Annotated in this window: 23 protein-coding genes; 7 read left to right on the forward strand and 16 right to left on the reverse strand. The window is 76.1% G+C overall.

Annotated features, from left to right (window positions below; genetic code table 11):
- Positions 1 to 14 precede the first annotated feature (14 nt).
- From LG943_RS18845 to LG943_RS18860, 4 genes are all read right to left on the reverse strand, one after another.
- Positions 15 to 1,772, reverse strand: coding sequence for a hypothetical protein (locus tag LG943_RS18845; RefSeq protein ID WP_270073636.1), 1,758 nt, complete (start codon positions 1,770 to 1,772; stop codon positions 15 to 17).
- Positions 1,773 to 1,790: 18 nt separating this feature from the next.
- On the reverse strand, positions 1,791 to 4,493 hold the full coding sequence (locus LG943_RS18850) for a hypothetical protein (protein WP_270073637.1): 2,703 nt from the start codon (positions 4,491 to 4,493) through the stop codon (positions 1,791 to 1,793).
- An 895-nt stretch (positions 4,494 to 5,388) separates the two neighbouring features.
- On the reverse strand, positions 5,389 to 5,721 hold the full coding sequence (locus LG943_RS18855; protein ID WP_179769975.1) for a hypothetical protein: 333 nt from the start codon (positions 5,719 to 5,721) through the stop codon (positions 5,389 to 5,391).
- Between the two features lie 81 nt (positions 5,722 to 5,802).
- The gene (locus LG943_RS18860; RefSeq protein WP_179769974.1) at positions 5,803 to 6,726 is read right to left on the reverse strand and encodes a CRISPR system precrRNA processing endoribonuclease RAMP protein Cas6; all 924 of its coding nucleotides are present in this window, start codon (positions 6,724 to 6,726) and stop codon (positions 5,803 to 5,805) included.
- A 183-nt stretch (positions 6,727 to 6,909) separates the two neighbouring features.
- On the opposite strand from LG943_RS18860, the gene LG943_RS18865 reads away from it, so the two are divergent.
- The 3 genes from LG943_RS18865 to LG943_RS18875 all read left to right on the forward strand — a co-directional run bounded on the left by LG943_RS18865 (position 6,910) and on the right by LG943_RS18875 (position 9,282).
- Positions 6,910 to 7,215, forward strand: coding sequence for a hypothetical protein (locus tag LG943_RS18865; protein WP_270073638.1), 306 nt, complete (start codon positions 6,910 to 6,912; stop codon positions 7,213 to 7,215).
- A gap of 371 nt (positions 7,216 to 7,586) precedes the next feature.
- Positions 7,587 to 8,819: a hypothetical protein gene (locus tag LG943_RS18870; RefSeq protein ID WP_270073639.1), complete on the forward strand. Its 1,233-nt coding sequence runs from the start codon at positions 7,587 to 7,589 to the stop codon at positions 8,817 to 8,819.
- Between the two features lie 163 nt (positions 8,820 to 8,982).
- Positions 8,983 to 9,282 (forward strand): TFIIB-type zinc ribbon-containing protein, encoded by a 300-nt coding sequence (locus LG943_RS18875; protein WP_270073640.1) that lies wholly within the window; start codon positions 8,983 to 8,985, stop codon positions 9,280 to 9,282.
- A 915-nt stretch (positions 9,283 to 10,197) separates the two neighbouring features.
- On the opposite strand, the gene LG943_RS18880 is transcribed toward LG943_RS18875, so the two are convergent.
- Positions 10,198 to 10,578, reverse strand: a complete 381-nt coding sequence (locus LG943_RS18880; RefSeq protein WP_270073641.1) for a winged helix-turn-helix transcriptional regulator — start codon at positions 10,576 to 10,578, stop codon at positions 10,198 to 10,200.
- Positions 10,579 to 10,717: 139 nt separating this feature from the next.
- Here LG943_RS18880 and LG943_RS18885 point away from each other — a divergent pair, with 139 nt between their 5' ends.
- Together LG943_RS18885 and LG943_RS18890 are read left to right on the forward strand one after the other, a co-directional pair.
- The gene (locus tag LG943_RS18885) at positions 10,718 to 11,602 is read left to right on the forward strand and encodes an NAD(P)-dependent oxidoreductase (RefSeq protein ID WP_270073642.1); all 885 of its coding nucleotides are present in this window, start codon (positions 10,718 to 10,720) and stop codon (positions 11,600 to 11,602) included.
- Between the two features lie 285 nt (positions 11,603 to 11,887).
- Positions 11,888 to 12,166: a hypothetical protein gene (locus LG943_RS18890; RefSeq protein WP_270073643.1), complete on the forward strand. Its 279-nt coding sequence runs from the start codon at positions 11,888 to 11,890 to the stop codon at positions 12,164 to 12,166.
- A gap of 225 nt (positions 12,167 to 12,391) precedes the next feature.
- Here the strand turns inward: LG943_RS18890 and LG943_RS18895 are convergent, their stop codons facing one another.
- The 7 genes from LG943_RS18895 to LG943_RS18925 all read right to left on the reverse strand — a co-directional run bounded on the left by LG943_RS18895 (position 12,392) and on the right by LG943_RS18925 (position 22,015).
- Complete coding sequence (locus LG943_RS18895; RefSeq protein WP_270073644.1) at positions 12,392 to 13,489, reverse strand: GNAT family N-acetyltransferase; 1,098 nt, start codon at positions 13,487 to 13,489, stop codon at positions 12,392 to 12,394.
- 191 nt (positions 13,490 to 13,680) lie between these two features.
- On the reverse strand, positions 13,681 to 14,937 hold the full coding sequence (hutI, locus tag LG943_RS18900; protein WP_270073645.1) for an imidazolonepropionase: 1,257 nt from the start codon (positions 14,935 to 14,937) through the stop codon (positions 13,681 to 13,683).
- Positions 14,938 to 15,022: 85 nt separating this feature from the next.
- Positions 15,023 to 16,441, reverse strand: coding sequence for a formimidoylglutamate deiminase (locus LG943_RS18905; RefSeq protein WP_408648613.1), 1,419 nt, complete (start codon positions 16,439 to 16,441; stop codon positions 15,023 to 15,025).
- Complete coding sequence (locus LG943_RS18910) at positions 16,438 to 17,673, reverse strand: allantoate amidohydrolase (RefSeq protein WP_270073646.1); 1,236 nt, start codon at positions 17,671 to 17,673, stop codon at positions 16,438 to 16,440. Before LG943_RS18910 ends, LG943_RS18905 begins: the two co-directional genes overlap by 4 nt.
- Before the next feature lie 75 nt (positions 17,674 to 17,748).
- A complete protein-coding gene (hutU, locus tag LG943_RS18915; protein WP_270073647.1) occupies positions 17,749 to 19,428 on the reverse strand; it encodes a urocanate hydratase in 1,680 nt (559 codons plus the stop codon).
- A 19-nt stretch (positions 19,429 to 19,447) separates the two neighbouring features.
- A complete protein-coding gene (gene hutH, locus LG943_RS18920) occupies positions 19,448 to 20,986 on the reverse strand; it encodes a histidine ammonia-lyase (RefSeq protein WP_270073648.1) in 1,539 nt (512 codons plus the stop codon).
- 84 nt (positions 20,987 to 21,070) lie between these two features.
- The gene (locus LG943_RS18925) at positions 21,071 to 22,015 is read right to left on the reverse strand and encodes a LysR family transcriptional regulator (protein WP_270073649.1); all 945 of its coding nucleotides are present in this window, start codon (positions 22,013 to 22,015) and stop codon (positions 21,071 to 21,073) included.
- A gap of 75 nt (positions 22,016 to 22,090) precedes the next feature.
- Here LG943_RS18925 and LG943_RS18930 point away from each other — a divergent pair, with 75 nt between their 5' ends.
- Together LG943_RS18930 and LG943_RS18935 are read left to right on the forward strand one after the other, a co-directional pair.
- Positions 22,091 to 22,276 (forward strand): hypothetical protein, encoded by a 186-nt coding sequence (locus LG943_RS18930; RefSeq protein ID WP_270073650.1) that lies wholly within the window; start codon positions 22,091 to 22,093, stop codon positions 22,274 to 22,276.
- 31 nt (positions 22,277 to 22,307) lie between these two features.
- Entirely contained in the window at positions 22,308 to 23,072 is a 765-nt protein-coding gene (locus LG943_RS18935) for an IclR family transcriptional regulator (RefSeq protein ID WP_270073651.1), read from the forward strand.
- Positions 23,073 to 23,103: 31 nt separating this feature from the next.
- Here the strand turns inward: LG943_RS18935 and LG943_RS18940 are convergent, their stop codons facing one another.
- The 4 genes from LG943_RS18940 to LG943_RS18955 form a co-directional block, all read right to left on the reverse strand.
- On the reverse strand, positions 23,104 to 23,475 hold the full coding sequence (locus LG943_RS18940; RefSeq protein WP_270073652.1) for an RNA polymerase-binding protein RbpA: 372 nt from the start codon (positions 23,473 to 23,475) through the stop codon (positions 23,104 to 23,106).
- Between the two features lie 109 nt (positions 23,476 to 23,584).
- A complete protein-coding gene (gene secG, locus LG943_RS18945) occupies positions 23,585 to 23,824 on the reverse strand; it encodes a preprotein translocase subunit SecG (protein ID WP_179769957.1) in 240 nt (79 codons plus the stop codon).
- Between the two features lie 232 nt (positions 23,825 to 24,056).
- Positions 24,057 to 24,842, reverse strand: coding sequence for a triose-phosphate isomerase (gene tpiA / locus LG943_RS18950; protein WP_270073653.1), 786 nt, complete (start codon positions 24,840 to 24,842; stop codon positions 24,057 to 24,059).
- A 74-nt stretch (positions 24,843 to 24,916) separates the two neighbouring features.
- Positions 24,917 to 26,104, reverse strand: coding sequence for a phosphoglycerate kinase (locus LG943_RS18955; protein ID WP_270073654.1), 1,188 nt, complete (start codon positions 26,102 to 26,104; stop codon positions 24,917 to 24,919).
- Positions 26,105 to 26,149 lie beyond the last annotated feature (45 nt).

The raw sequence follows: 26,149 nt of genomic DNA on the forward strand, positions 1-26,149 counted from the left end.
GGTGGGGAGTGGGGTCATGGTCGGGCGGGTTCCTCGCGCGGGGGTGGCGGGCGGTGGGCCAGCGGGACGTCGAGGTGGAGGTCGAGCAGGCCGATCGCGTCGAGCAGGAGGCCGCGGTCGAAGGGCTCGGGCAGCCGGACGGGCAGGCCGATGTCGCGGCGGCGGTCGAGTTCGGGCGCGGGGTCGCGGCCGTCCTGGAGCAGCGGGGCCAGCCGCGACAGCAGCCAGGAGCGCTGCCCCGCCATGGGGGCCGAACGCAGGCTGCCGGGGGCGGCGGGGTCGAGGTAGGCCCGCAGGAACGCGCGGAAGTCGGCCCCGGGCATGGGCAGGGCGGTGCGCCCGGAGCCGGCGCGGTCCTCGTGCAGCCGGGCCACCACCCGGACGGGGTCGTCGAAGACGTGGGACCACGCCACCACGTGGTCGTGCATCCGGTGCTCGGCGGCCTTGCGGTGCTCCTTGGCGGTGTCGCACAGGGCGGCGCAGATGTCGTAGCCCACCGACAGCGGCGCCCCCACCGGCTGCACCGCGATGCCGATCCCGGCCGAGGGCACGCCGGTGGTGCGGCCGGTGGCGCCGAGCCGACGGGTCCAGGGGGGCTCGGCGGCGCGGGCGGCCATGGCGGCGCGGGGGTCGCCGGGCGGGACGAGCGCGGGGTCGGTGTCGAGCCAGTCGAGGGCGAACCGGGTGACGCTCCAGGCCAGGCGGGCGTCGCAGATGACGGTGAGGTCGTCGCCGGCCACGACCACCGGGCGCACCGGCACGTGGACCGCGCCGCGCAGCACGTGCGGGCGCAGCCGGCCGCCCGCGCCGTGGCCGAGGATGGCGGGTTCGCCGGTGTCGGGGTCGGTGGTGACGGCGCCGGCCACGGCCCGGATGACCGCCTGGGCCAGGCCCTCGGTGAGCCGGGCGATGTCGGCGGAGACGGTGCGCATGTGGGCCACGACGTCGGCGCCGGCGGAGTCGAGGGCGGCGTGGTAGCGCTTGAGGAGGTCGCCCAGCCCGTTGAAGTCGAGGTGGATGACCGCCAGGCGGCTGAGGTCGCCGATCTCGCGGCCGAGGTGGTCGACGTCGGTGGGGAGTTCGAGGCGGTCGGCGCCGGGCGGGGGCGCCAGGCCGCGCAGCCAGGTGCGGGTGTTGGAGTCGTGCCACTGGCGGGCGCGCACCCGCGCGGTGACGATGTCGCGGGCGGCGCGTTCGCGGACCGGGCCGCGGTCGCGGGTGTGGTCGAGGAGTTCGGCGGGGCGCCCGGTGATGTCGCAGGCGGCGGTGACGCCCACCCCGAGCGCGGGCAGGTGGCCGGGGGCGGGCACCGCGCGGGCGGCCTGGAGCGCCGAGGGCAGCAGCCGCAGCGCCTCGGCCTGGGTGGCGGGGCCGGATCCGGGGCCGCCGTAGGGCACGTGCGCCACGACCGGGTTGAGCTGGTCGGAGAGGTCGCGCAGGCGGCGGGTGTAGCGGCCGGTGAAGGCGCGGGCGTGGTCGGCGGCGCGGCGGGGGTCGGTGAAGGCGATGTAGAGCGCGCCGCCGGCGTCGCGCAGCACCGCGCACGAGCCGGCCGGGAGGTCGGCCAGCAGCGGCGCCAGGTGCGGCCCGGCGGGGTCGGTGAGGTCGGCCATCAGGGTGGCGCGGCCGATGGCGTCGAGCAGCCGCCGGCCCTCGTAGACGAACCGCTGGATGCCCGCGAGGTCGACACCGACGACCACGCCGGCGGCCGGGCGCGGCCGGGCCGCCGCCGGAGGCGGGGCGGCCTGGGTGGCGGGGCGGGCGGGGGCCATGTGGGGTCTCCTGCGGGGTCAGAGCCGGAGGGCGGACAGGTGGGCGGCCAGGGCGGCGCGGAAGCGCGGTGTCGCGGGGTCCGCGGATACCACTCTCGGACGCCGGGTGTCCTCGTGGGCGGTGATGGTGTCGGCGGGGGGCGCGGTGTCGTCGGCGTCGTGGCCGGTGCCGCGCCACCAGGAGAACCAGTCGATGAGGTCGAGGGCGCGCCGTGGGTCGCCGTCGCCGGGCCGGTGCAGCGCCAGGGTGGTGCCGGCGGTGCCGCAGCGGACGTTGAGCAGGGCGGCCGAGGCGAACACGTCGTGCGCCCAGCCGCCGGCGCCGACGTCCTGCTCCAGGTGGGCCCCGCCGGAGGTGAAGTAGCGCAGCCGGGTGCGGCGCGGCGCGCTGAGGCCCAGGGCGCGGTCGGCCACGGTGAGGACGACGGTGGGGCGCTGCGGCGCGGAGTACTGGGGCAGCGGGGGCGCGCCGGCGGTGACGGTGTCGTCGACCCAGGCGGCGACGTCGTGGCCGGCCGCCAGCGCGCGGATCTGGTCGGCGGCGGCGTCGATGAGGGCGACGTCGATCTGGCGGGCGGCGATGGGGGCGACGGCCTCGGCCAGGGAGCCCGTGAGGAAGCGGTAGCCGCGCAGCAGCAGCCGCCACTCCACGGCGGCCGGGCCGTGGCGGCCCACCGGGCCGTGGGTGCGGCAGTAGACCTCGCGGGTGAGGGGCGAGACGTAGGTGATGCAGCCGCCGCGCTCGTGGGCGGCCAGGGCCAGGCCGGTGCTCATGGCCTTGGTGCCGATGGTGATGTCGGCCACGACGGGGGCGTCGGCGTCGGCGTACTGGTCGATCTTGGCGCGGGCGCGGGCGGCGACGTCGGCCACGTCGGCGGCGTCGACGGCGGCCTCGGCGAACTTCACGCGGTCGGGGTAGCCGTCACGCCGCAGGCGGGCGGCGAGGCGGCGCCGGTTCACGGCGCGGAAGGCGGCGGGGTCCTCGGCGGCGAACAGGGTGCGGCGCACGGCGGAGTCCAGGGCGGACAGCTCTTTCTCGCTCTGCCGGGTGAACAGCAGCACGGCGCGCGCGGGCAGGCAGGCGCGGACGGCGGCGAGGACGGACAGCCGGCTGCCGCCCAGGCCCATGATCAGCAGCGGCCGCCGACCGGGCGGGGCGCCGGCGCCGGGGGGCGGCGCGTGCGGGCCGGTGCGGGCGCCGGCGGCGCCGGGTTGGCCGGGCTGTGCGGCCGGGCCCGGGCCGGCGGCGGTGGGCTCCTCCCCTGCTTCGGGGGCGGGGTCGGCCGGACGCGCCTGCGGAGGACCCGGGTCGGGGCGGGCGCCGCCGGCGGGCGGGGCGGCGCGGGGCGGCTGGGGGCGCTCGGGTGCGGGGCGGTCGGCGGCGGGGGCGCAGCGCGCCGGGCGGGACAGGCCGGGGACGCCGTGGGCGGGGGTGCGGTCGCGGGCGGGGCGGGAGGTGGTGCGGGCGGTCACCGCCGAGGCGCGCGGCGCGGCCTCGGCGGGCAGGGAGCCGCGCGCGGAACGCCCCGGGGCAGGCGGCTCGGCGGCGGACGCGGCTCCTCCGGCGCCGGGGGCGGGCGGTGCGGCCTCAGCGGACAGGGGCGCCGGCGCCTCGGGGAGGGGGGCGGCGGGGCATGCGGCCGGAACCGGCGCGGCGGGGCCGGGGAGGTGGCGGGGGACCGGAGCCGGCGGGGCGGCGGCCGGGCGGGGCGGCGCGGCGGGGAAGAAGCCGTCGATGACGTGCTGGGCGGAGGGGAAGTCGCGGACCAGCTCGTCCAGGCTGCGCACGTGCAGCGGGGCGGTGCTGAGCTGGGGGTCGTAGGCCGCGAGTTGCTCGACCGAGCAGTCGCCGCCGCCGCCCTCGTGGACGAACAGCACCCGCGCGGCGCCGCCGAAGGCGCGCTGGGCCTTGGTCAGGGTCCAGCCCGCGGCGTCGAGGATGTGGGAGGGGTCGCGCTTGACCTCGACGCACAGCACCCGGTGCCGGTAGCGCACGATGAGGTCGAAGTCGCCGATGGAGGCGTGCGGCGCGCGGGGGTCGGGCATGACGCGGTTGCCCAGCACCTCGGCGCCGGGCACGCCGGCGAGCCGGCGGCGGAACAGCGCCAGCACCCGGGCCTCGGCCATGTCGCCGCTGCCGAGGTCGGCGCCGCGCCCGCGCCGCAGCCACTCCTCCTGCGCCGCCGCCTGGTCGCCGGGGCGCAGGTCGACGCCGTGCACCGCCGCCAGGGCCTCGATGGTCAGCGCGCCGCTGTCGATGCCGCCGGGGTGGACCGAGCCGTCGGTGAAGCGCAGGGTCTCGGAGGTGGCGTCGAGGTAGCTGCGCCACCGGTGGCGGTCGGGGAAGCGCTCGACGTGGCGCAGCACCGCGTGGGTGCTCATGACCTTGGTGCCGCCGGTGTAGCACAGCCGCCAGTCGCGCCGGAGGTCGGCCGCGAGCGCGGCGAAGCGCGCCCCGACGGCGTGGAAGTCGAAGGCGTCCTCACCGATGTCGAAGCGGCGGGCGACCTCGATGCCGGGGCACAGCCGGCGGGCCGTGGCGACGATGCGGGCGGCGCGCCGCGCGGTGTCGGTGGTGTGCACCAGCACCAGGCGGCGGGGCGTGAAGGTCAGCGCCGCCAGCAGCGCGGGCGTGGGGCTGGTGCCCGCCAGGACGACCAGGGTGGCGGGGGTGCCGCCGGGGTCGCGGGGGGCGTGGGTGTGCTCCGGTCTCCGCTCCATGGATCCGTTTCGCGCTGTCGCGTGCCGATACGGCACTTCCGGTAGTGATTCCCGCAATCAACCAGAAACCACTCTTTTCACCCCTGTGTCCGAGAGAAGTCATGCGATGGAGGTGATCACCCCTACGAACCACGACCAAGCCACTCATGCAGGCACATCCCCTCGCACATACACGCTAGGCCCCGCACCGGCCCCTGGTGCGGACCGTCCACAGCAGGCGCCTCCGCCGCCTCGGCGGCCGGAAGGAGGAGCGGTGCCACCACGACGGACACGGAACCACGTCGAGCACCCGGACCGCCCCGGTCATCCCCAACCCGCCCCGGCCCCGCCGGGGCACGGCACCGGCGGTCCCGGACGTCGCGGTCCTCGCGGACACACCCGGCAGACGGGATAGACCCACCCACCGCATGTCTCGCGCGTCGATCAGGGAAGTTCTCCCCGCCCCGGCCGACGGGACAGCGACCGCGCAGAGTACGACCTTGGCTTCCTCTTCGTCGTCCATCCCCGGTTGACGGGATAACAACGCCAGTTGTTGATGGGCGCTCCGTCCAGGGTCGTTCCTCCCCGGCAGACGGAATCTTTCCAACATCTGGCTCGCCTGCGATCGTGTTCGCCCAGCCCATATCCGGCAGACGGAATGGCTGCGGCCGAGGCTGTGGCAACACGGGCGGTTCCGGTCCCTGGGCGCTCGCCGCCCCGCGACCGGAACCGCCCGTTGCCGCGTCGCCGGTCGCGGCGCGGGCCGCACCCGCGCGGGCGTGCGCCCGGCGCGCCACCCGGCCCCGCGGCGGGCCGGGTCCACTCATCGGTCCACTCCTCGCGCTCCACACCTCCGCCACCCGCCGCCGTGCCTCCGCGGCCCGCGCACCGGCCGCGCCGGTCCGGCGGCACCGGGTCAGGCGCTGCGCCGGCCCAGGGCCTTGCAGCCCACGATCGTGCCGTCGGAGGAGCGCACCAGGTCGGTCGGCACCAGCAGGTCGGTCCGCTCGGGATGGGCCATGGCCACGGCGGCCGACACGATGTACCAGACCCCGCTCGCCGGCGCGGGCAGCATCGCCCGGCCGTAGTCCTCGGAGAACACGGGGATGCCCCCGATGCGGCCGATCTCGCAGCGGTCGACCGCCACGCGCACCGGCTTGGCCGCCGCCGGACAGCGGACGACGACGCGGTCATTGGAGTCGAAGATCGTCACCTCGTGCGGTGTCAGGTTGACCAGCGGAACACGCATTCTTCCCTCTCACATCCCGAGCCGGCGAGGCGGGCCGAGCGGACCTGCGCACACTGCGGATCCCGCGCCCGGCGGCCGAGGTCAGTCGAACAGCAACCCGTCAAATTCCTGTTCCTGAAACTCCGCGTACGTGGGACGCGGAGGCCGGGGCCGCCGGCGGTCTCGGGCGGGACCCCGTCGCCGCCCGGCTGCCACGTCGTTGCCGGTGGTGAGGGTGTCGACGCGCAGCGCCCCGAATCCCTGCGCGGTGTACTTGCCCACCCCGGTCAGCTCGATGAGTTCCAGTAGCGCCCCGAAGTCGGCCAGGCGCCGACCGTCGGTGCCCCGCGGCAGGGTCAGCCGCAGGCCGCCCTCCCACCCGGGCACGGTGCGCCCGGCCGGACCGGGGTGCTCGGTGGCGCGGATGGGCGCGGATTCGTCGGGGGCGCGGCGCAGCAGCGTGGTGACGTCGTCAATGCGGCGCAGCCAGGGCTCGGCGAGGTCGCGCGGTGCGAAGCGGGCGACGGCGCCCACCGCCCCGCTGCCGCTGAGCTGCCCCGACGCGGTGCGGTGCACCACGCCGAACAGCAGCCGCGGGCCGGGCCACGCCTGGAAGCTGTCCTCTCCGTCGTAGTTGCGGGCCAGGGAGACCACCGGGCTGAGGGTGTGCAGGGCGGCCTCGTGTACGACCCTGCGCGGTTCGGTCAGGATCGCGGTGTAGTCGCGTGCGTGGACGTCGGTGACCGAGAGCGGTTCGAGCAGGTGGTCGCCGACGCGCTGGACCCGGCCGACCAGGTCGGCGGGATCGGTCTCGGGCGGTTCGTCGTCGAGCCAGGTCAGGGACCAGACCCACAGCCGGTCGGCCAGGGGCTGGGGCCAGCCGTTCATGGCCCACTTCTTGGCGGCGCCGTGTTCGGGGCCGGGCTGGGGCCACCAGGTGTTCAACAGGCCGTGACAGTCAACGGCGCGCACGGGCCGGGCGGCGTCGGCGTGGTCGCGCAGGACCAGCGTCCAGCGTCGTGGCATCGTCACTCCCCCTTTTCGCCGATGTGCCTCGGCCGTCGTGGGCGCGTCCGGATCGGGCCGGAGCATCCATTGCTCTCGGACAGGGACATCGGCGCCGTCCGAGAGGTGTCGGCACACGATCGAGCAGGAGGACGGGCCATGGCAGCACGCCGCTCGGCGGACCAGGACGGAGCCCGCTAGCCCATGAGTTGCGCAGACGACCACCCCGACCCGCAGCCCACGAACCGCGGCGCGCCGCGGCCGAGGCCACGCGACTGGCTGGACGCCTACGTCGACTGGCGGGTGTCGCGGCTCGAGGCCGACCTCGCCGAGCCCGCGCCCGGGCGCGGCGCGGCCGACGGCGCCGATCCGGCGGGCGCCCCGGGCGGGCGCGCACCGGCCGAGGACCCCCGCGCGGCGCCCGCGCCGCCGGTGCCCGAGGTCGCGGCCCCCGACCTGGCCGCCCACCTCGCCGAGCTGGCCGAGCGCTACCGCCGCCGCTCGGGGTAGGCGGCGCCGGGTCCCGGCCGCTCCGAGGGGGCGGCGCCGGATCCCGGCCGCCCGGTCGCGGTGAGGCGATCGGCACACCGCGGAGGGTCCGCGGGGCGCCGCCGCCCGGCGGCGCGGTCCGCGGCACCGGCCGCCCATCACTACACAGAACACCGCATCGCGTTCGGCACACACTTGCGTGCCTGCGCTTCTTGACGGTGCGCCGCGTGTGGCCCTAATTTCTTAGGTGACCACGCGCGTCACGAGGGCGGTGCCCCTGCGGCACCAGCCGACGTGGGTGTGTCACCGGGCACAACCGTCCTTCTTCTATGCACTTTCCCGGAGGAGCTGGGGAAGAGCCTCAGCCCCGTGCCACGGGGAGTAGAAGGACCTTGAGCACGCGCTGCCTGTTCACTGACCTTTTCGGTTCGACCGCGTTCCTGCACGCCCTGACCCGCGCCTTCGGCTGCGGCCGCTGCGACACCGGCCAGCACCAGCCCGCGCCCGAGACCCTTCAGACGTGCGACCGCCACGCCGCGCAGTTCGACTCCGCGGTCACGCTGCTGAGCGAGCACTGCCCCTGCCCCAGACACGGCGGGGCCGACGACTCCAAGATCGCCAAGCGCATGGCCGACGTCCACGCGTCGCTGTCCGCGGGCACCTCGGTGTCGGCCCAGGTCCGCCGGCTGGGCTTCGCGCTGCGCGACACCGAGACCGACCGCGCCTTCGCCCGGCTGCGGCTGGTCTTCCCGCAGTGGTCGGGCCGCACCCTGCGCTGCGCGTTCTCCGAGCGCCCGCGCCGCTGGGCCCGCCAGCAGTCGGTCGCCTCGTGGGTGGCGCCCAGCGTGGTCGAGCAGGAGGCCCTGGCCGCGCTGGTGCTGGCCGCCGGGTTCGGCCACCCCGCCGTCGACCTCCCCGACGAGCAGCCCGACGACCCCGAATCCGGCCTGGCGAGCGTGTTCGGGCGGGTCGGCGACCACGGGTTCACCCAGGAGTCCGGCGCGGTCCCGGTCGCCGACCGCGCCGGGCGCGCCGTGGCGGTCGTGCGGGAGCGCCCGCTGGTGTCGGTGCCCACCGCCGAGTACGTGCTGCGCAAGCTGCGCGAACTCGCCGACGGCGTCGACCCCGCCCGCGCCCGCACCGCCGACGAACTCCGCCGCGCGGGGCTGGCCGAGGCCCTGCGCGGCATCGACGCCGAGGCGCTGGCCCGCATGCTCACCGGGGTGCTGCGCCGCCTCGCCGAGCGGCTGCCCGAGCACTTCGACCTGCTGGAGCGGGCGCGCGGCCGGGCGCGCAGCGCCCCCTACCACCCCGTGGCCGACCCCGCGCCGACCGCCCCCGAGCCCCCGGCCGCCCGCTCCCCCGAACTCCCCCGCCCCGAGTCCCTGCCCGAGCCCGAGCAGGCGTGGCTGCGCTGGACCGCCTGGACCCTGGTCACCCAGGCGCGGCGCAGCCCGGTGCACTACGCCACCAACCCGGCGGCCGCGCTCGACCGGTTCCTCGACGCCCACCTGCGGTCCCGCTCCTGGGCCATTCCGGCCGCCTGGGCGGACGCCGTCCACGACGACGACGTCCGCGCCGACCTGCTGGACACCCTGGCGGAACTCGTGACCACGGTGGAGTGAGGGGCCGGTAGGCAGGGAGGCGGGATGGCGGACGCGCGGCGCGGACACCCGCCTCGTTGAGCCGAGGGCCTGTGGGGGTGCGGCCGGGTCGGCCGGGATCGGCCGCACCCCCACAGGCCCTTTCACATGCGCACAGGGGCGCCACTGCGGTAAAAAGCCGTCCATGACTGCATTCGACTGCCCCAAGTGCCCCGGCACCCTCTCCCGCCGCACGCTCGTCGGCGTCACCGTCGACCAGTGCGAGAAGTGCCGCGGCATCTTCCTGGACCGCGGCGAGCTGGAGGAGCTGCTGGAGGCCGAGCACCGCTGGAGCCGCGGCCACGACGCCTCCTACACCGGCGGCCGCCACCAGCGCCGCGACGACGACCCCTTCGACGACGACCACGAGTACCGCGACCCCACCCCCTACTACGGCGAGCGGCGCAAGCGCCAGGCGAGCTTCCTGGACGAGATCTTCGACTGAGGCCCACGCCTGAAGGGCCGTGCCCATCCCCCCGATCGGCGCGGCCCCGCCCGCTGTAGACCGTCTCGGTTCCCATGGCGGACGGCCGAGGCGGCGACGAGGCACCGAGGCGAGATGCGGGTCCGAGGCGGCGCCCATCGGGCAGCAGTGCGGATGGTTGAGGCGCCGACGGGGCAGCGAAGGCGGGTGGGGGCCAGGGTCGCGACCAGCGGTTCTCACAGCGATGGGCTGAGGGCGCGACGATGCCCCGAGGCGAGGCGGGGTCCGAGTCGGCGACCAGCGGCCCTCATGGCGGACGGCCGGGGTGGCGACGGGAGACGAAGGCCGGGGGCGGCGCCCTCCTCCCACGCGGCGATCGCGTGGTCCGGTCCCACCTCCGACTGACCAGGGGTGGCTTCGTTCCGGGGGGCCGATCAAAACTCGCATGTCGACGGTATACAAGACAGCACTTTGCCCCAGCTTGCCCTATTCATCCCCCACAGCGCGACCCCAGTGGCACCCGACACGCCCACACAGACGCCCAATTGGCCACATAGTGAGACACCCAGGGCACCCGCCACGCCTTTTTGTCCGCAACGCCGGTTTCAGTGAGCGATGAACACGCCCTATCCACCGAAACGGCGAACGGCAGACGCATCTCGTGGTGAAAGAGGCCGTTTTCGTCTCATCATGCGAGATGACAGGCGCCACTCGCCCGATTTGTCCGCCCGGCGCCCACCCCGGCCACCGACTCACCAGCCGATCACCGCCCGCCGAGCCGCCCGCCGCCCCGCTGCCCGCTCCACCATCCGCCCCGCGATGCGATGACCGCCGAACCCGGCCACCCGCCGCCGTCGCCGCCCCCGTCGCACACGCCGACCACCCGCCGCGAGGGACGCTGGTCGCCGCCTCCGCCCCGACGGGCCTGGCTTCTCCTCAGCCCCGGGTGGTCGCGGGCTGCTGGGTGACATGCACCTTCTCGGCGCCGATGCGCGCGATGCGCTCGGTTCCCCACCGGCCCAGCGCCTCCAGGGCGGCGTTCAGCGACTTCCCGTGCTCGGTCAGGGAGTACTCCACCTTCGGCGGCACCTGGCGGTACACCTCGCGGTGCACCAGGCCGTCCTCCTCCATCTCGCGGAGGTGCTGGACCAGCATCTTCTCGCTCACACCCGGCAGCCCGCGCCGCAGCTCGGCGAACCGGCGCGTGCCGTGCTCCTCCAGTTCCCACAGGATGAGCGACTTCCACTTCCCGCTGACCACGTCCATCGCCGCGTCGATCCCGCAGAAGTAGGGGCCGCGCCGCTCCGATGCCGCCATTCGTCCTCCCAGCCTCGCCCGCACCAGTCCTGCCGTACTTACCTCAAGGTAAGTACCCCACTTTAAAGTCCGTACTGGTCAACCGTACCGGCAGCCGCGAGGATCATGGCGAACCCCGACAAGCAGGACGGAGCGACACATGCCAACCACGAACGACCTCCAGGTGAGCGCGCTGGGTCTGGGCGAGATGGGACGCGCGCTGGCCGAGGCGCTGGTGAAGGCGGGCCACCCCACAACGGTGTGGAACCGCTCGCCCGGCAGGGCCGACGCCCTCCTCGCGCAGGGCGCGCGGGAGGCGGCCACGGCCGGGGACGCGGTCCGGGCGAGCGGCCTGGTGGTCGTGTGCCTCCTGGACCACCCCTCGGTCCACGAGGTGCTCGACCCGCTGGCGGCGGACCTGGCCGGGCGGACCGTCGTCAACGTGACCACGACGAGCCCCGACCAGGCGCGGGAACTCGCCGCCTGGGCGGCCGAGGCCGGGGCCGCCTACCTGGACGGCGGCATCATGGCCGTGCCGTCGATGATCGGCACTCCCGGGGCGTCGATCCTCTACAGCGGCTCCTCCGCCGTCTTCGAGGAGCACCGCGCCCTGCTGGACCTGTGGGGCACCAGCACCTACCACGGCGCGGACGCCGGGCTGGCGTCGCTCTACGACCTGGCGCTGCTGGCCGGGATGTACGTCATGTTCGCCGGGTTCGCGCACGGCGCCGCCATGGTGGCCCCGTCCGGGATGAAGGCGCGCGAGTTCGCCGCCATGGCCGCGCCGTGGCAGGCGGCCATGACCGCCGCCTTCGACGGCCTCGGCGAGGTCATCGACGGCGGCGACTACACCGTGCCGGGCCAGCAGAGCCTGCTGTTCTCCGATCTGGGCGACATGGTGGACGCCAGCGCCGCCCAGGGCATCAGCACCGAGGTCGTGGCCATGGTGCAGAACCTGATCCGGCGCCAGATCGACGCGGGCCACGGGGAGGAGGGCTTCGCCCGCATCTACGAGAGCATCCGCAACCCGGCCGCCCGGGCGTAACCGCCGCCCCGGCCCGGGCCGCCCCGGCGGCCGACCGGGCGCATGCGGCTCCCCCTCCCTTCGGGGGCGGCCCGCCACCGGCGGGCCGCCCCCGCCCCCCGGCCGCTCGGCGTACGGCTCGGCGCGCGACCGGCAACGCGCGTGATCACCACCGATGCCGCGCTCCGCTAGGCTCTGGTGCGTCCGCCGTGTCGGGTGGGAAGTTCGCGAAGCCCCGATCCCGACGTTCGTACACGTGTATGATTCGGTAGGAACCCGCACCCACTACCGAAGGGACGCACCGCCGTGGTCACTGAGGTCTTCACGCGCAAGTACTGCGATCCGCACGCCCTCCGCGAGGAGAAGGTCGAGGCGACCGACGTCATCCAGTTCGCCTGGGAGGGCACGGTCCGCGAGGTCGACGCCTGCGACGAGTGCCGCAAGGAGCACGAGACCCGCTACGAGCCGCTGGTCGACTACTCCCGGCCCGTGAAGAAGCGCCGCGCCACCACCAAGAAGGCCGACACCGCCGACGCCAAGGCCGCCTCCGACAGCGGCGACGCCGAGGGCTCCGACGAGTCCTGACCGGCGCTCCCGGCGTCCCCAGCGCGCCGCCCGGACCGCGTCGGCGCCCGCGTCCCGCGCCCCCGGGCGGGACGTCCACGGCGTGAGCCGCGCGAGCGGCGCGAACGGCGTAAGCGGGGGAGACCAGCGCCCCATTTCACCAGTCTCCCCCGCCGCCTTTCAGGAGGGCTCTTGCGGGCTCTTCGGGCTCTTCCGGCGCTTCAAGCGCATCTCAGGTAGGCGGCGTCAGGTGCCGGCGGCACCCGGCTCGGTCATCAGCCCCGCCAGCCGGCCCATGCGCCGGGCGGGCAGCGCGCCCGCCACCGGCAGGCGGGCCTGCACCACGCCGTCGCGCGGCGGGCCGACCGTGGCGCCCATGCGGCGCATGATCCGCTGCATCTGGGCGTTGCCGGCCACGGTCTCGGCGCGGACCTCGGCCAGCCCCCAGTCGGCGGCGACAGCGGTGAGCGCGCGGGTCAGCGCCGTGCCCACGCCCTTGTTCTGCCACTCGTCCTCGACCAGGAACGCGATCTCGCCGACCCCGGGGTCCAGCGTGTACATCAGGTGCGCCAGCGCCACCGGGTCGCCGCCCCCGACGGGGTGGGCGGCAAGGGTGAGGCCGAGTTCGGGGTCGCAGAACACCCCGAGCATGCGCGGCGTCAACTGGCGGACGCTGGAGAAGTAGCGCCGCCGCGTGGTCTCCCCCGAGCAGCGGCGGTGCAGCCGCTGGATCGCCTCGGCGTCGGCCGCGCCGACCTGGCGCACGTCCAGTTCGACCCCGTGCCCGGTGACCAGGCGCCCACCGGTGGGCGCCGGGCCGGTGGGCGGCAGCACCGAGCGCACCAGGGCGTCGGCGCGGGCGGTCTCGGTCCAGGTGAACGGCTGGTCGGGGCGGCGCAGCCGCACCCCGCGCAGCGGCCCCACCGGCACCACCAGGGTGGTCTCGGGCTCCTCCAGGAACTCCGGGGCCGAGCGCGTGAGGTTGGTCCAGCGGGCGTCCTCGGCCTGGAGCAGCTCCCCCAGCGCCTCGGGCAGCCGGTTGGGCGCGCTGCGCAGCCGGGCGGTGAGCAGCAGGGCCTTGGTGACGTCGTCGCCGACCTCGCGCGGCTGGGCGGGGACCGCCGTGACGGAGTCGCTGTCGCTCACGCTGCGCCGCGCGACCTCGCGCAGCAGCGTGTAGTGCTCTCCGGGGACGTCGACGACGAACTCGTCCACCACCCCGGCGGCGTCGGCGTGGATGGACAGCCCCACGATGTTGCCGCCCTGGGCCGCCATGGCGTCGACCAGTCCGGCCAACTGCCCGGGCCGGTCCTCCACCACGGTGCGGATCCGCCACAAAGCCATTGCGCCCCCTTGTCGCTGGAGCACGTCCCCCGGGAGGCGCCGTTGCCTCCCGGGGGTGCGCGCCGACTCCCTTCCAGGATGGGAGGGGTACATTTCGGGCGTGCTACGCGGACGTTAGGTCCTGCCGACACCCCGCCCCGCCGCCGCGCGCCCCAACCCGCATCCCCCTGTGCCCCCGCTGTGCCCCCTCCTCAGGGCCGCCCCGACACGAGTCCCCCGTCCTTCCACACCGCCGCGACCAGGGGCACACCGGGCCGGTAGGCGAGGTAGACGGGGTTGGGCGCGGCCAGCAGCACCAGGTCGGCGCGGGCGCCGACGCCCAGGTGCCCCACGTCGGTGCGGCGCAGCGCGCGGGCGCCGCCCGCCGTGGCCGCCCACAGCGCCTCGGCCGGCGTCATGCGCATCTCGCGGACCGCCAGCGCCACGCAGAACGCCATGCTCGTGGTGAAGCAGGTGCCGGGGTTGCAGTCGCCGGCCAGCGCCACCACCGCGCCTGCGTCCAGCAGGGCGCGGACGTCGGGGTAGGGCTGGCGGGTCGAGAAGTCCACGCCGGGCAGCAGGGTGGCCACCGTTCCGGGCCCGTCCGACGCGGCGTCGGCGAGCGCGGCCACGTCCTCGCGGGTGAGGTGGGTGCAGTGGTCCACCGACGCCGCGCCCTCCTCCACCGCCACGCGCACCCCGGGGCCGGGGCCGAGCTGGTTGCCGTGCACCCGCACGCCCAGGCCCCGGGCGCGGCCGGCCCGCAGCACGGCGCGCGCCTGGTCGGCGTCGAACGCGCCGCGCTCGCAGAACACGTCGATCCAGCGGGCGTGCGGCGCGCACGCCGCGAGCATGGGGCCGGTGACCAGGTCGACGTAGCCGGCCGGGTCCTCGGCGTACTCCGCCGGAACCACGTGGGCGCCCAGGAACGTGGTCTCCTCGGTCAGGGCGGCGGCCACCCGCAGGCAGCGCTCCTCGTCGGCGACGCTGAGCCCGTAGCCCGACTTCACCTCCAGGGTGGTGGTGCCCTGCGCCCGCGCCTCCGCCAGCAGGGCGGCGGCGGTGGCGGCCAGTTCGGCGTCGGCGGCCGCGCGGACGGCCGCCACGGTGGTGCGGATCCCGCCCGCCTCGTAGGGGCGGCCGCTCATGCGGGCCTCGAACTCGCGGCTGCGGTCGCCGGCGAAGACGATGTGGGAGTGGCTGTCGACGAAGCCGGGCATGACGCACCGCCCGGCCGCGTCGACGCGGGTGTCGGCGGCGGGCGCCCGGGTGCGCGGCCCCGCCCAGGCCACCCGGCCGTCCTCGACCACCAGGGCGGCGTCGGCGATCTCGCCCAGCGCGCCGTCGCCCAGGCCGGGGTCGTTGGTGACCAGGGTGCCGATGCCGTCCACCAGGAGCGAGCCCGCGGCGGGCTCGCCCGGCGCGGTCGGCGAGCCGGAGGCGCCGGAGCCGGTCGGGTGTGCGGTCATGGGCGTTGCGGCGCCGGGCCGCCCGCGCGGGCGCCGGGCGCCTGCCTCCCTTCCCAGGACGGGCCGGCGGGCGCCGGCGCGGTGCTCACGCCGCGGCCTCGCGGATCGCGGCGTCCAGGCGGGCGGCGGCGTCGGGGATCAGCGTGTGCACGCCGTCGCGCACGATCCAGCGGCCGTCGGCCATGACGTGGCGCACGTCGGCGGCCGTCGCGGCGAAGACGGCGGCGTCGGCGGCGCGGGCGGGGTCGAACCCGGCCAGCCGCACCCCGTCCAGGCCCAGCACGACCAGGTCGGCGCGGGCGCCCGGGGCGATCCGCCCGGCCTCGGCGCCGCCCTCCCCCGCCGCCGCGCTCTCTCCTGCGGTGCCGCCCCAGCCCAGGGCGGCGTGCCCGTGGGCGTGCAGGGCGGTGAGCAGGTCGGCCGCCGCCAGGGTGCCGCGGCGGCCGGTGCGCAGCCGCTCGTGCATCTCGGCGCCGCGCGCCTCCTCGAACAGGTCGATCGAGGAGTGGCCGTCGCTGCCCAGGGCGAGGTCGGTGCCGCGCAGCGCGGCCAGGTCGCACAGCCCGTCGGCGAGGTCGCGCTCGGTGGTGGGGCACAGGCACACCCGCGCGGCGGCCTCGCGCACCAGGGCGGCGTCCTCGGGGGTGAGGTGGGTGGCGTGCACGAGGGTGGGGCGCAGCCGCTCCAGGAATCCGGTGTCGGCCAGGAGCCGGGCGGGGGTCACGCCGTGGGCGGCGCGGCAGGCGGCGTTCTCGGCGGGCTGTTCGGAGAGGTGGACGTGCACCGCCGGCCAGCGCGCCTGGGCGCCGATCTCGGTGATGCGGGCGATCTGGTCGCGCGGGACCGCCCGCACCGAGTGGACGGCCGCGCCGACGCGGGCGTGGCCGCCGGCGGGGGCGAACGCGGCCACCCGCGCGGCCCAGGTGTCGGCGTCGGTGTCGCCGAAGCGGATCTGGGGGCCGCGCAGCGGGGTGTGCCCGGCCGCGCCGTCCAGCCCGCCGGCCAGGTAGCAGGTGTCCAGCAGGGTGATGCGTATCCCGGCGTCGGCGGCGGCCGCCACCAGCGCCTGCCCCATGGCGTTGGGGTCGGCGTAGCGCCGCCCGGCGGGGTCGTGGTGCAGGTAGTGGAACTCCCCGACGCAGGTGACGCCGGCCAGGGCCATCTCGGCGTAGACCGCGCGGGCCAGCCGGTGGTAGGAGTCGGGGTCCAGCCGCGCGGCCATCCGGTACATGGCCTCGCGCCAGGTCCAGAAGCTGCCGCCGGCCTCGCCCGTGCGCCCGCGCAGCGCCCGGTGGAAGGCGTGGGAGTGGGCGTTGGCCAGGCCGGGCAGGACCAGGCCCTCCAGCCGCTCGGCGTCGGGCGGCGGGGCGGCGGCGGTGGACACGGCGGTGATCACCCCGCCGGCGGTCTCGACCAGCAGGCCCGGCACCGCGGCGCCGCCCGGGCGGGCATCGGGCAGCGCCCACGCGCACCAGTGGCGGGCGGGCCGCGCGGGCGCGCTCACGCCGGCTCCGCCGGGGCGGCCTCGGCGAGTTCGGCCAGGACGTCGGCCAGCGCGGCGACCCCGGCGTGGCGGTCGGCGGGCTCCACGTACTCGTCGGGGGCGTGGGAGAGCCCGGTGGGGTTGCGCACGAACAGCATCGCGGTGGGCACCGCGCTCGCCAGCACGGCGGCGTCGTGCCCGGCCCCGGTGGGCAGCACCGGCGCCGGGCCGGCCTCCCCTCCCGCCAGCACCGCGATGCGGTCGCGCAGGGCGCGGTCGAAGTGCACCACCGGCGAGTTGGACTCCAGGTAGGTGGCCAGCATGACCCCGTGGTCGGCGGCGCTGCGCCGGGCGGCCGCGTCGACGTGGGCGACCACGGCGCGCAGCGCGGCCTCCGAGGGCGCCCGCGCGTCCAGCCAGGCGCGCACCCGCGAGGGGATGGCGTTGGTGCCGTTGGGCGCCACCTGCACCTTGCCGATGGTGGCCAGGGCGTCGTTGGCGTGGGCGGCGGCGCGGGCGGCCAGCACGGTCTCGGCGAAGGGCAGCACGGGGTCGTTGCGGTCGGCCAGCCGGGTGGTGCCGGCGTGGTCGGCCTGGCCGGTGAAGTCCAGCCGCCAGCGCCCGTGCGGCCACACCGCCGAGGCCACGCCCACGGGCGACTCGGTGCGGGCCAGCGCCCGGCCCTGCTCCACGTGCAGCTCCACGAACACCCCGACCAGGCCGAGCAGGTCGGGGTCGGCGCCGATGCGCTCGGGGTCCAGCCCGGCACCGGCCATGGCCGCCGCCCAGGTGGTGCCCTCGGCGTCGGTCAGGCCGGCGGCCCGCTCGGGGGTGATGGCGCCGGTCAGCAGCCGGGTGCCCAGGCACGGCACCCCGAACCGGGCACCCTCCTCCTCCACGAACACGGTGACGGCCAGGGGCCGGCGCGGGCGCAGGCCGCGCCGGCGCAGCTCCTCCACCGCCGCCAGGGCGCTGACCACGCCCAGCGGGCCGTCGTAGGCGCCGCCGTCGGGCACGGAGTCCAGGTGGGAGCCGGTGACCACGGCCTCGGCTCCGGGTCCGCCCCACCACGCCCACAGGTTGCCGTTGCGGTCGGTGCGGACGTCCAGACCGCGGGCGCGGGCGGCCTCGGTGAACCACGCGCGCACCTCGGTGTCGGCCGGCCCCCAGGAGAACCTGCGGTAGCCCCCGGTGGTGCGGTGGCGCCCCAGCGGGGCCAGCCCCTCCCACAGCCGGTCGAAGACCTCGCTCATCTGCCGCGCCCCCTCGTGGTGGGTGGTGACCCGCGGCGGTGCCGCGGGCGGTGGCCGCGCGTGCGGCCGGCCGGGCTAGCCGGCGGCGTGGCCGCCGCCGCCCATGGGCAGGTGGATGCCGTGGCGGTGGGCGACCTCCTCGGCCTGGGCGTACCCCGCGTCGGCGTGCCGGATGACACCGGTGGCCGGGTCGTTTGCCAGCACCCGCTCCAGTTTGGCCGCCGCCAGCGGGGTGCCGTCGGCGACGCTGACCTGCCCGGCGTGCAGCGACCGGCCCATGCCGACCCCGCCGCCGTGGTGGACGGACACCCACGAGGCGCCCGAGGCGGTGTTGACCAGGGCGTTGAGCAGCGGCCAGTCAGCGATGGCGTCGGAGCCGTCGCGCATCGCCTCGGTCTCGCGGTAGGGCGAGGCGACCGACCCGGTGTCGAGGTGGTCGCGGCCGATGGCCAGCGGCGCGCTGATCTCGCCGGCGGCCACCAGGTCGTTGAACCGCTGCCCGGCCGCCGCGCGCTCGCCCTGGCCCAGCCAGCAGATGCGGGCGGGCAGCCCCTGGAACGCCACCCGTTCGCGGGCCATGGTGATCCACCGGGTCAGGTGGGCGTTGTCGGGGAACAGCTCCAGCACCGCCCGGTCGGTGCGGGCGATGTCGGCGGGGTCGCCCGACAGCGCCGCCCACCGGAACGGCCCCTTGCCCTCGCAGAACAGCGGGCGGATGTAGGCGGGCACGAACCCGGGGAAGTCGAACGCCCGGTCGTAGCCGGCCGCCCGCGCCTCGCCGCGGATGGAGTTGCCGTAGTCGAACACCTCGGCGCCGGCGTCGGCGAACCCGACCATGGCGGCCACGTGGGCGGCCATGGACTCCCGGGCGCGCCGGGCGAACTCCTCGGGGCGGGCGGCGGCGTAGTCGGCCCAGTCGGCGACGTCCACGCCGCTGGGCAGGTAGGCCAGCGGGTCGTGGGCGGAGGTCTGGTCGGTGACGATGTCGACGGGCGCGCCGCGCCGCAGCAGTTCGGGCAGCACGTCGGCGGCGTTGCCCAGCACCCCGACGGACAGGGGGCGGCGCTCGTCGCGGGCGCGCTCGGCCAGCGCCAGCGCCTCGTCGAGGCTTTCGGCGCGGGTGTCGAGGTAGCGGTGGGCGATGCGGCGCTCGATCCGCGAGGGGTCGCACTCCACCACGATCGCCACGCCGTCGTTCATGGTGACGGCCAGCGGCTGGGCGCCGCCCATGCCGCCCAGCCCGGCGGTGAGGGTGATGGTGCCGGCCAGGGTGCCGCCGAACCGCTTGGCGGCCACGGCGCCGAAGGTCTCGTAGGTGCCCTGGAGGATCCCCTGGGTGCCGATGTAGATCCAGGACCCGGCGGTCATCTGCCCGTACATGGTCAGCCCCAGCGCCTCCAGGCGGCGGAACTCCGGCCAGGTCGCCCAGTCGCCGACGAGGTTGGCGTTGGCGATGAGCACGCGCGGCGCCCACTCGTGGGTGCGCAGCACGCCCACCGGCCGCCCCGACTGCACCAGCAGGGTCTCGTCGTCGGCCAGCTCGCGCAGTTCGCGGGTGATGGCGTCGAAGCTGGCCCAGTCGCGGGCGGCGCGGCCGCTGCCGCCGTAGACGACGAGCTGGTCGGGGTGCTCGGCCACCTCGGGGTCGAGGTTGTTGTGCAGCATGCGCAGGGCGGCCTCCTGGGCCCAGCCCTTGGCGGTGCGGGCGGTGCCGCGGGGCGCGCGCACGGCGCGCGCCCCCGGTGGCGTGGTCATGGCGGCTCCTTGTGGCGGGTCAGCGCAGCGGGGTGACGGTCCGGGCGGCCGCGGTGACGGCGCCTTCGGCGATGAGGTCGGCGGCGGCGGAGATCTCGGGGGCGAGGTGGCGGTCGGGGCCGGGTCCGGGCACGCGCTCGCGCACGGCGGCGCGCACGGCGGCGGTGGCGGGCGCCGGGGAGAGGGGGGCGCGCAGGTCCAGGGCGCGGGCGGCGGTGAGCAGCTCCACGGCCAGCACCGAGCGCAGGCCCGCCAGGGCGCGGCGCAGCTTGCGCGCGGCCGACCACCCCAGCGACACGTGGTCCTCCTGCATGGCGGAGCTGGGGATGGAGTCGACGCTGGCGGGGGCGGCCAGCCGCTTCAGCTCGGCGACGATCCCCGCCTGGGTGTACTGGGCGATCATGTGGCCGGAGTCCACGCCGGGGTCGTCGGCGAGGAAGGCGGGCAGGAGGTGGGAGCGGGCGACGTCGAGCATGCGGTCGGTGCGGCGCTCGGCGATGGAGGCGAGGTCGGCCACGGCGATGGCCAGGAAGTCCAGCACGTAGCCCACGGGCGCGCCGTGGAAGTTGCCGTTGGACTCCACCCGGCCGTCCTCCAGCACCACCGGGTTGTCGATGACGGCGGCGAGTTCGCGCTCGGCCACGGCGCGGGCGTGGTCCAGGGTGTCGCGGGCGGCGCCGGCGACCTGGGGCGCGCAGCGCAGCGAGTAGGCGTCCTGCACGCGGGTGCAGTCGGGGCCGCGGTGGGAGGCCACGATCGGGGAGCCGGCCAGCAGCGCCCGCATGTTGGCCGCCGCGGCGGCCTGGCCGGGGTGGGGGCGCAGCGCCTGGAGGTCGGCGGCGAAGACCCGGTCGGTGCCCAGCAGCGCCTCCACGCTCATGGCGGCGGTGATGTCGGCGACCCGCAGCAGCTCGGCCAGGTCCTCCAGCGCCAGCAGCAGCATGCCGAGCATGCCGTCGGTGCCGTTGATGAGCGCCAGCCCCTCCTTGGCGGCGAGCCGGACCGGCGCCAGCCCGGCGGCCGCCAGCGCGTCGGCTGCCGGCCGCAGCTCCCCGGCGGCGTCGCGCACCGGCCCCTCACCGGTGAGGGCCAGCGCCACGTGCGCCAGCGGCGCGAGGTCGCCGGAGCAGCCGAGGCTGCCGTACTCGTGGACCACGGGGGTGATGTGGGCGTTGAGCAGCCCGGCCAGGGCATCGGCGGTGCCCGGCCGCACCCCGGTGGCGCCGCTGGCCAGGGTGCGCAGCCGCAGCGCCATCAGCGCCCGCACCACCTCGCGCTCCACCTCCTCGCCGGCGCCGGCGGCGTGGGAGCGGATGAGCGAGGTCTGGAGGCGGGCGCGCAACTCGGGGGCGATGTGGCGGGTGGCCAGCGCGCCGAAGCCGGTGCTGACACCGTAGGCGGGGGCGGTGTCGGCGGCGAGGGCCTCGACGCGCTTGCGGCCCTCGGCCAGGGCCGCGCGGGCCTCGGCGCTCAGGCGCACGGGGGCGCCGCGGCGGGCCACGGCCACGACCGCCTCGGCGGTCAGGCCGCGGGGGCCGATGTCGATCGGGGTGGGCATACCCCTATTGCACGCGCCCGGGGGCGCGGGCGCGAGCCCCGACACCGCCGAAGTGTCTGGGATTTCGGATGCGGCGGTCGGGGCTCAGGCGACCGCGGGCTCGACCGCTCCGCGCGGGGGCGCCACGGCCTCGGCGGCCACCTCGCGCAGGGCCGCGATCCCCCGCGCGATGGCGGGGTGCCCGGCGCTGCCGGCGCGCACGCAGGTGAGGATGGAGCGGGACGGCGTGGAGGCGCCGTGCAGCGGCACCCGCACCACCGGGCGCGCGGTGGCCACGGGCAGCATGCGCGGCACCAGGGTGACCCCCAGCCCGTGGGCGACCAGCGCGGTGGCCGCGCTCCACTCCGTGGCCTCGTGGGCGATGCGGGCGGTGAACCCGGCGGAGGCGCACGCCACCTGGATGAGCCGGTGGTGGCCGCAGGTGCCGTCGGGGATCACCCAGTCCTCGCGCGCGGCCTCGGCCAGGGCGACGCTGCGCCGGGCGGCCAGCGGGTGGCCGGCGGGCACCAGCAGGTCGTGCGGCTCCTCGATGAGGACCCGCTGGTCGAACCGGGAGTCCTCGGCGGCCACCACGGTGGGGTCGGGCACGAACACCGCGAGGTCGGCGGAGCCGGCCAGCAACTGGTCGAAGCAGGCACCGGTCTCGGCCTGGGTGACGGACACCGACAACTGGGGGTGGGCGCGGCGCAGCCGCGCCGCGGCGGGGGCCAGCAGCACGGTGATACCGGTGGCGAAGCCGGACATGCGCAGCGGGCCGGTATCGCCGTCGGCGTGCACGGCGAGGTCGGCCAGCGCCTGCTCCCAGCGGGTGCTCAGCGCGTCGGCGTGCTCCAGCAGCACCACGGCCGCCGAGGTCAGCCGCACCCGGCGACCCTCGGGCTCCAGCAGCGCCACCCCCAACTCCTTGGCGAGCTGGCGGATCTGCTGGGAGACGGCCGAGGGGCTCAGGTGCAGCGCCTCGGCCGCGCCGGTGACCGTGCCGTGGTGGTGGACCGCGCGCAGCACCCGCAGCCGTCGCAAGTCGAACATGAAGTTGAGGCTACACGGTTGTGTGCGTAAACCTGCGATGGACATGAACGGATGGGGCACCCGAGACTGGGAGGCATGGAAGCACACGCCGAACGCGAAGCCCGCTGCCCCGACTGCGGATGGCCGCAGGCCGACGTCTACCAGGTGGTGTCGCGCCACATGACCTCGACCGGGATGCTCCTCTACACCCGCTGCGCCTGCGGGCGGCTCCAGGTGCGGTCCCTGCGCGTGCCGGGCGCGGGCCGCCCCTGCGGAACCTGAGAGCCGATACCGGGCATGCCACAATCGCGGTATGAGCCATGTTCCAGCAGCCACGCGCGCCCTGCGGCTGCTGCGCTACCTGGCCACCCGGCCGGGCCCGGTCTCGGCCACGGCCATCGCCTCGGAGCTGGAACTCCCCCGCTCCAGCGTCTACCAGCTCCTGGAGGCCATGGCCGAGGAGGGGTTCGTCGTCCACCTGCCCGAGGAGCACCGGTGGGGGCTGGGGGTGGCGGCCTTCGAGATCGGGTCGGCGTTCCTGCGCCACGACCCCCTGGAGCGGCTGGCCCGCCCGCTGCTGCGCCACCTGGTCGAGGAGACCGGCGCCACCGCGCACCTGGGGGTGCTGCACGGCGCCGACACCCTGTACCTGCTCAAGGAGCACCCGCCGCACACGCCCGCGCTGGTCACCGGCGTGGGCGTGCGGCTTCCGGCGCACCTGACCGCATCGGGCCGGGCGCTGCTGGCCCACCTGCCGCGCGCCCAGGTGCGGGCGCTCTACCCCGACGCCGGGAGGTTCGTGGACCGCACCGGGCGAGGCCCGCGCACCCCCGGTGAGCTGCGGGAGACGCTGGCGCGGGAGCGCCGCGCGGGGTTCTCCGTTGAGGAGGGCCAGGTCAGCGAGGGGTTCTCGTCGGTGGCGGCGGCGGCCTTCGACCACAACGGCGCCCCGGCGGCGGCGATCAGCCTGACCGTGCCCGCCGGCGAGCGCCCGCTGCCGACCGCCGCGCTGGCGGGCAGCGCCCGCGAGGCCGCCGCCGAACTCACCCGCCGGCTGGGCGGGCGCCGGCCGGGGTGAGCCGGCGGGCGCGGCGCCGGGCGGCTCGGGCTCAGTTGGCGTTGGCCCGCATGTACGCCTCGACCTCGGCGCGGTCGGCACGCAGCTTGGCCAGGGCCTCGTCGAGGATGAGGCGGCCCTCCTCCTCGCTGCGGCGCTCCTTCACGTAGGCCAGGTGGGTCTTGTAGGGCTCGGTGCGCGGCGGCGCCGGCGGGTTCTGGGGGTCCTTGCCGGCGGGGAAACCGCAGCGGGGGCAGTCCCATTCGTCGGGGACGGCGGCCTCGTGCGCGAAGCTCGGAACCACCTCGTGCTTGTTGGCGCAGTAGAAGGGGACCCGCACGCGCGGCGCGGACTCCCCGCGCTCGGCCTCGCCCATAGGTCCGGCACCGACGCGGCTGCCACGGATGGCGCTGCCACTTCCCACGAGTAACTCCTTTGTCAACGGCGAAAGTGCGCTCCGCACGGCAACAGGGTGCGGTACACGCGGACCCGCGCCACGCGGGCGGGGCCAGGGGGCGTGTGGAGCAGGGCGGCTAGACGCCGCCCTGGTTGAGGAGCAGGCCCAGGGCCACCACGGCGACGATCCACACCAGCCCGATGGCGATGGTCAGCCGGTCCAGGTTGCGCTCGACGACCGAGGACCCGCCCAAGGAGGACGTGACGCCGCCTCCGAACAGGTCGGAGAGCCCGCCGCCCTTGCCCTTGTGCAACAGCACCATCAGGACCAGCAGCACGCTACAGAGCATCACGACTATGGACAGACCGAGGATCACGTGCTCACCCGTAACTCGACCCCGATGCGGGGGAATTGACGACCTTGGGCCCCCCGGGTCCGCGCGCCGGTCCGCCGCGGCGGTGCCGGCGGTCCGATGGAGGAGGGACCGGGGACAATGCTGGATTCTACCGTGTGCCGCTGAGGCATACGTTGATTGCGGAAAGGTACCTTCGGGCAGTCTAACCCGGCGCCGGCGCTCCCTCGTCCGCCCCAGCGGCCGGGCGCCGGGCTCAGCGCTCCCGGCCCAGGCGGGCGATCTTCACGAACTCCTCGGGCTTGAGGCTGGCGCCGCCCACCAGGGCGCCGTCCACATCGGCCTGCGCCATGATCCCGGCGATGTTGTCGCCCTTGACCGACCCCCCGTAGAGGATGCGGGTGGCGGCGGCGGTCTCGGCGGAGTACAGCTCGGCCAGGCGTGCGCGCAGCGCGCCGCAGACCTCCTGGGCGTCCTCGGGGGTGGCGACCTCGCCGGTGCCGATGGCCCACACCGGCTCGTAGGCCACCACCAGCCGGGCGGCCTGCTCGGCGGTGACGTCCTTGAGGGCGCCGTCGAGCTGGGCCAGGGTGTGGGACACCTGCCCGCCGGCCTTGCGGACGTCCAGGCCCTCGCCCAGGCACAGCACGGGGGTGATGTCGGCGGCGAAGGCGGCCTTCACCTTGGCGTTGACGACCGCGTCGTCCTCGTGGTGGTACTCGCGGCGCTCGGAGTGTCCGGCCAGCGCGTAGGCGCAGCCGAGCTTGGCCAGCATCGGGCCGGAGACCTCTCCGGTGTAGGCGCCCTTGTCGTGGGCGGAGATGTCCTGGGCGCCGTAGCCGATGCGCAGCTTGTCGCCGTCGACCAGGGTCTGCACGCTGCGCAGGCTGGTGAAGGGCGGCAGCACGACGACCTCGGCGGAGTCGTAGTCGGCGTCGTCGAGCGAGAACGCCAGCTTCTGCACCAGGGCGATCGCCTCAAGGTGGTTGTTGTTCAGCTTCCAGTTGCCGGCGATCAGCGGGGTGCGCGTGGGCTGTGCCATGGGTGTCGTTCCTCGGGGCTTGGGTGCGTGAAGGGCGTGCGCCGGCGGACCGGGGCGGCCCGCCGGGCGCGGGGTCAGTCGGCCAGCGCCTCGATACCGGGCAGCCGCTTGCCCTCCAGGTACTCCAGGCTGGCGCCGCCGCCGGTGGAGATGTGGCCGAACGCCGACTCCTCGAAGCCCAGCGACCGCACGGCCGCGGCGGAGTCGCCGCCGCCCACCACGGTGAAGGCGTCGGAGTCGATGAGGGCCTGGGCCAGGGCGCGGGTGCCGTGGGAGTAGGGCTCCATCTCGAAGACGCCCATGGGGCCGTTCCAGAAGACGGTGGCGGTGTCGGCGAGGCGGCTCGCGAACAGCTCGCGGCTCTTGGGGCCGATGTCCAGGCCCATGCGGTCGGCCGGGATGGCGTCGGCGTCGACCGGGGCGTGGGGGGCGTCGGCGGAGAACGCCTCGGCGGCCACCACGTCGACCGGCAGGACGATCTCCACGCCCTGCTTCTCGGCGCGCTGGAGGTACTCGCGCACGGTGTCGAGCTGGTCCTCCTCCAGCAGGCTCTTGCCGACCTCATAGCCCTTGGCCTTGAGGAAGGTGAAGACCATGCCGCCGCCGATGAGCAGGCGGTCGGCGGTGCCCAGCAGGTTGTCGATGACGCCGAGCTTGTCGGAGACCTTGGAGCCGCCCAGCACCACCGCGTAGGGGCGCCGGGGGTCGCCGGTGAGGGTGCGCAGCACCTCGACCTCGGCCAGGACCAGGCCGCCCACCGCGTGCGGCAGGCGCCGGGGCAGGTCGTAGACGCTGGCGTGCCGGCGGTGCACCGCGCCGAAGCCGTCGCCGACGTAGAGGTCGGCCAGGCGCGCCAGGCGGTCGGCGAACTCGCCGCGCTCGGCGTCGTCCTTGCTGGTCTCGCCGGGCTCGAAGCGGAGGTTCTCGATGACGGCGACCTGGCCGTCGGCCAGGCCCTCGGCCACCGCGCGGGCGGAGTCGCCGGCGGTGTCGGTGGCGAAGGCGACCTCGGTGCCCAGCAGCTCGCCCAGGCGCGCGGCCACGGGGCGCAGGGAGTAGGCGGGGTCGGGGGCGCCCTTGGGGCGGCCCAGGTGCGCCGCGACGACGACGCGGGCGCCGCGCTCGCGCAGCTTGCTGATCGTGGGGACGCTGGCCCGGATGCGGCCGTCGTCGGTGATGCGGTCGCCGTCGAGGGGGACGTTGAGGTCCGCCCGGACGAACACGCGCTTGCCCGAGACGTCGAGGTCGTCGATGGTGCGCAAGGGGTCTCCATTCCGCGAAGAGTCGCGCCGCGTGCGCGCCCGCGC

This window comes from Streptomonospora mangrovi, from assembly GCF_027604915.1.
Classification (GTDB): Bacteria; Actinomycetota; Actinomycetes; order Streptosporangiales; family Streptosporangiaceae; genus Streptomonospora; species Streptomonospora mangrovi.

Coding starts and splice junctions, on each gene's coding strand:
- LG943_RS18845 (WP_270073636.1), bottom strand. CDS start 1,772: ATGGCCCCCGCCCGCCCCGCCACCCAGGCCGCCCCGCCTCCGGCGGCG.
- LG943_RS18910 (WP_270073646.1), bottom strand. CDS start 17,673: ATGAGCGAGGTCTTCGACCGGCTGTGGGAGGGGCTGGCCCCGCTGGGG.
- LG943_RS18860 (WP_179769974.1), bottom strand. CDS start 6,726: ATGCCACGACGCTGGACGCTGGTCCTGCGCGACCACGCCGACGCCGCC.
- hutU (WP_270073647.1), bottom strand. CDS start 19,428: ATGACCACGCCACCGGGGGCGCGCGCCGTGCGCGCGCCCCGCGGCACC.
- LG943_RS18935 (WP_270073651.1), top strand. CDS start 22,308: ATGAGCCATGTTCCAGCAGCCACGCGCGCCCTGCGGCTGCTGCGCTAC.
- hutH (WP_270073648.1), bottom strand. CDS start 20,986: ATGCCCACCCCGATCGACATCGGCCCCCGCGGCCTGACCGCCGAGGCG.
- LG943_RS18895 (WP_270073644.1), bottom strand. CDS start 13,489: ATGGCTTTGTGGCGGATCCGCACCGTGGTGGAGGACCGGCCCGGGCAG.
- hutI (WP_270073645.1), bottom strand. CDS start 14,937: ATGACCGCACACCCGACCGGCTCCGGCGCCTCCGGCTCGCCGACCGCG.
- LG943_RS18855 (WP_179769975.1), bottom strand. CDS start 5,721: ATGCGTGTTCCGCTGGTCAACCTGACACCGCACGAGGTGACGATCTTC.
- LG943_RS18925 (WP_270073649.1), bottom strand. CDS start 22,015: ATGTTCGACTTGCGACGGCTGCGGGTGCTGCGCGCGGTCCACCACCAC.
- LG943_RS18880 (WP_270073641.1), bottom strand. CDS start 10,578: ATGGCGGCATCGGAGCGGCGCGGCCCCTACTTCTGCGGGATCGACGCG.
- LG943_RS18930 (WP_270073650.1), top strand. CDS start 22,091: ATGGAAGCACACGCCGAACGCGAAGCCCGCTGCCCCGACTGCGGATGG.
- LG943_RS18865 (WP_270073638.1), top strand. CDS start 6,910: ATGAGTTGCGCAGACGACCACCCCGACCCGCAGCCCACGAACCGCGGC.
- tpiA (WP_270073653.1), bottom strand. CDS start 24,842: ATGGCACAGCCCACGCGCACCCCGCTGATCGCCGGCAACTGGAAGCTG.
- LG943_RS18885 (WP_270073642.1), top strand. CDS start 10,718: ATGCCAACCACGAACGACCTCCAGGTGAGCGCGCTGGGTCTGGGCGAG.
- LG943_RS18850 (WP_270073637.1), bottom strand. CDS start 4,493: ATGGAGCGGAGACCGGAGCACACCCACGCCCCCCGCGACCCCGGCGGC.
- LG943_RS18875 (WP_270073640.1), top strand. CDS start 8,983: ATGACTGCATTCGACTGCCCCAAGTGCCCCGGCACCCTCTCCCGCCGC.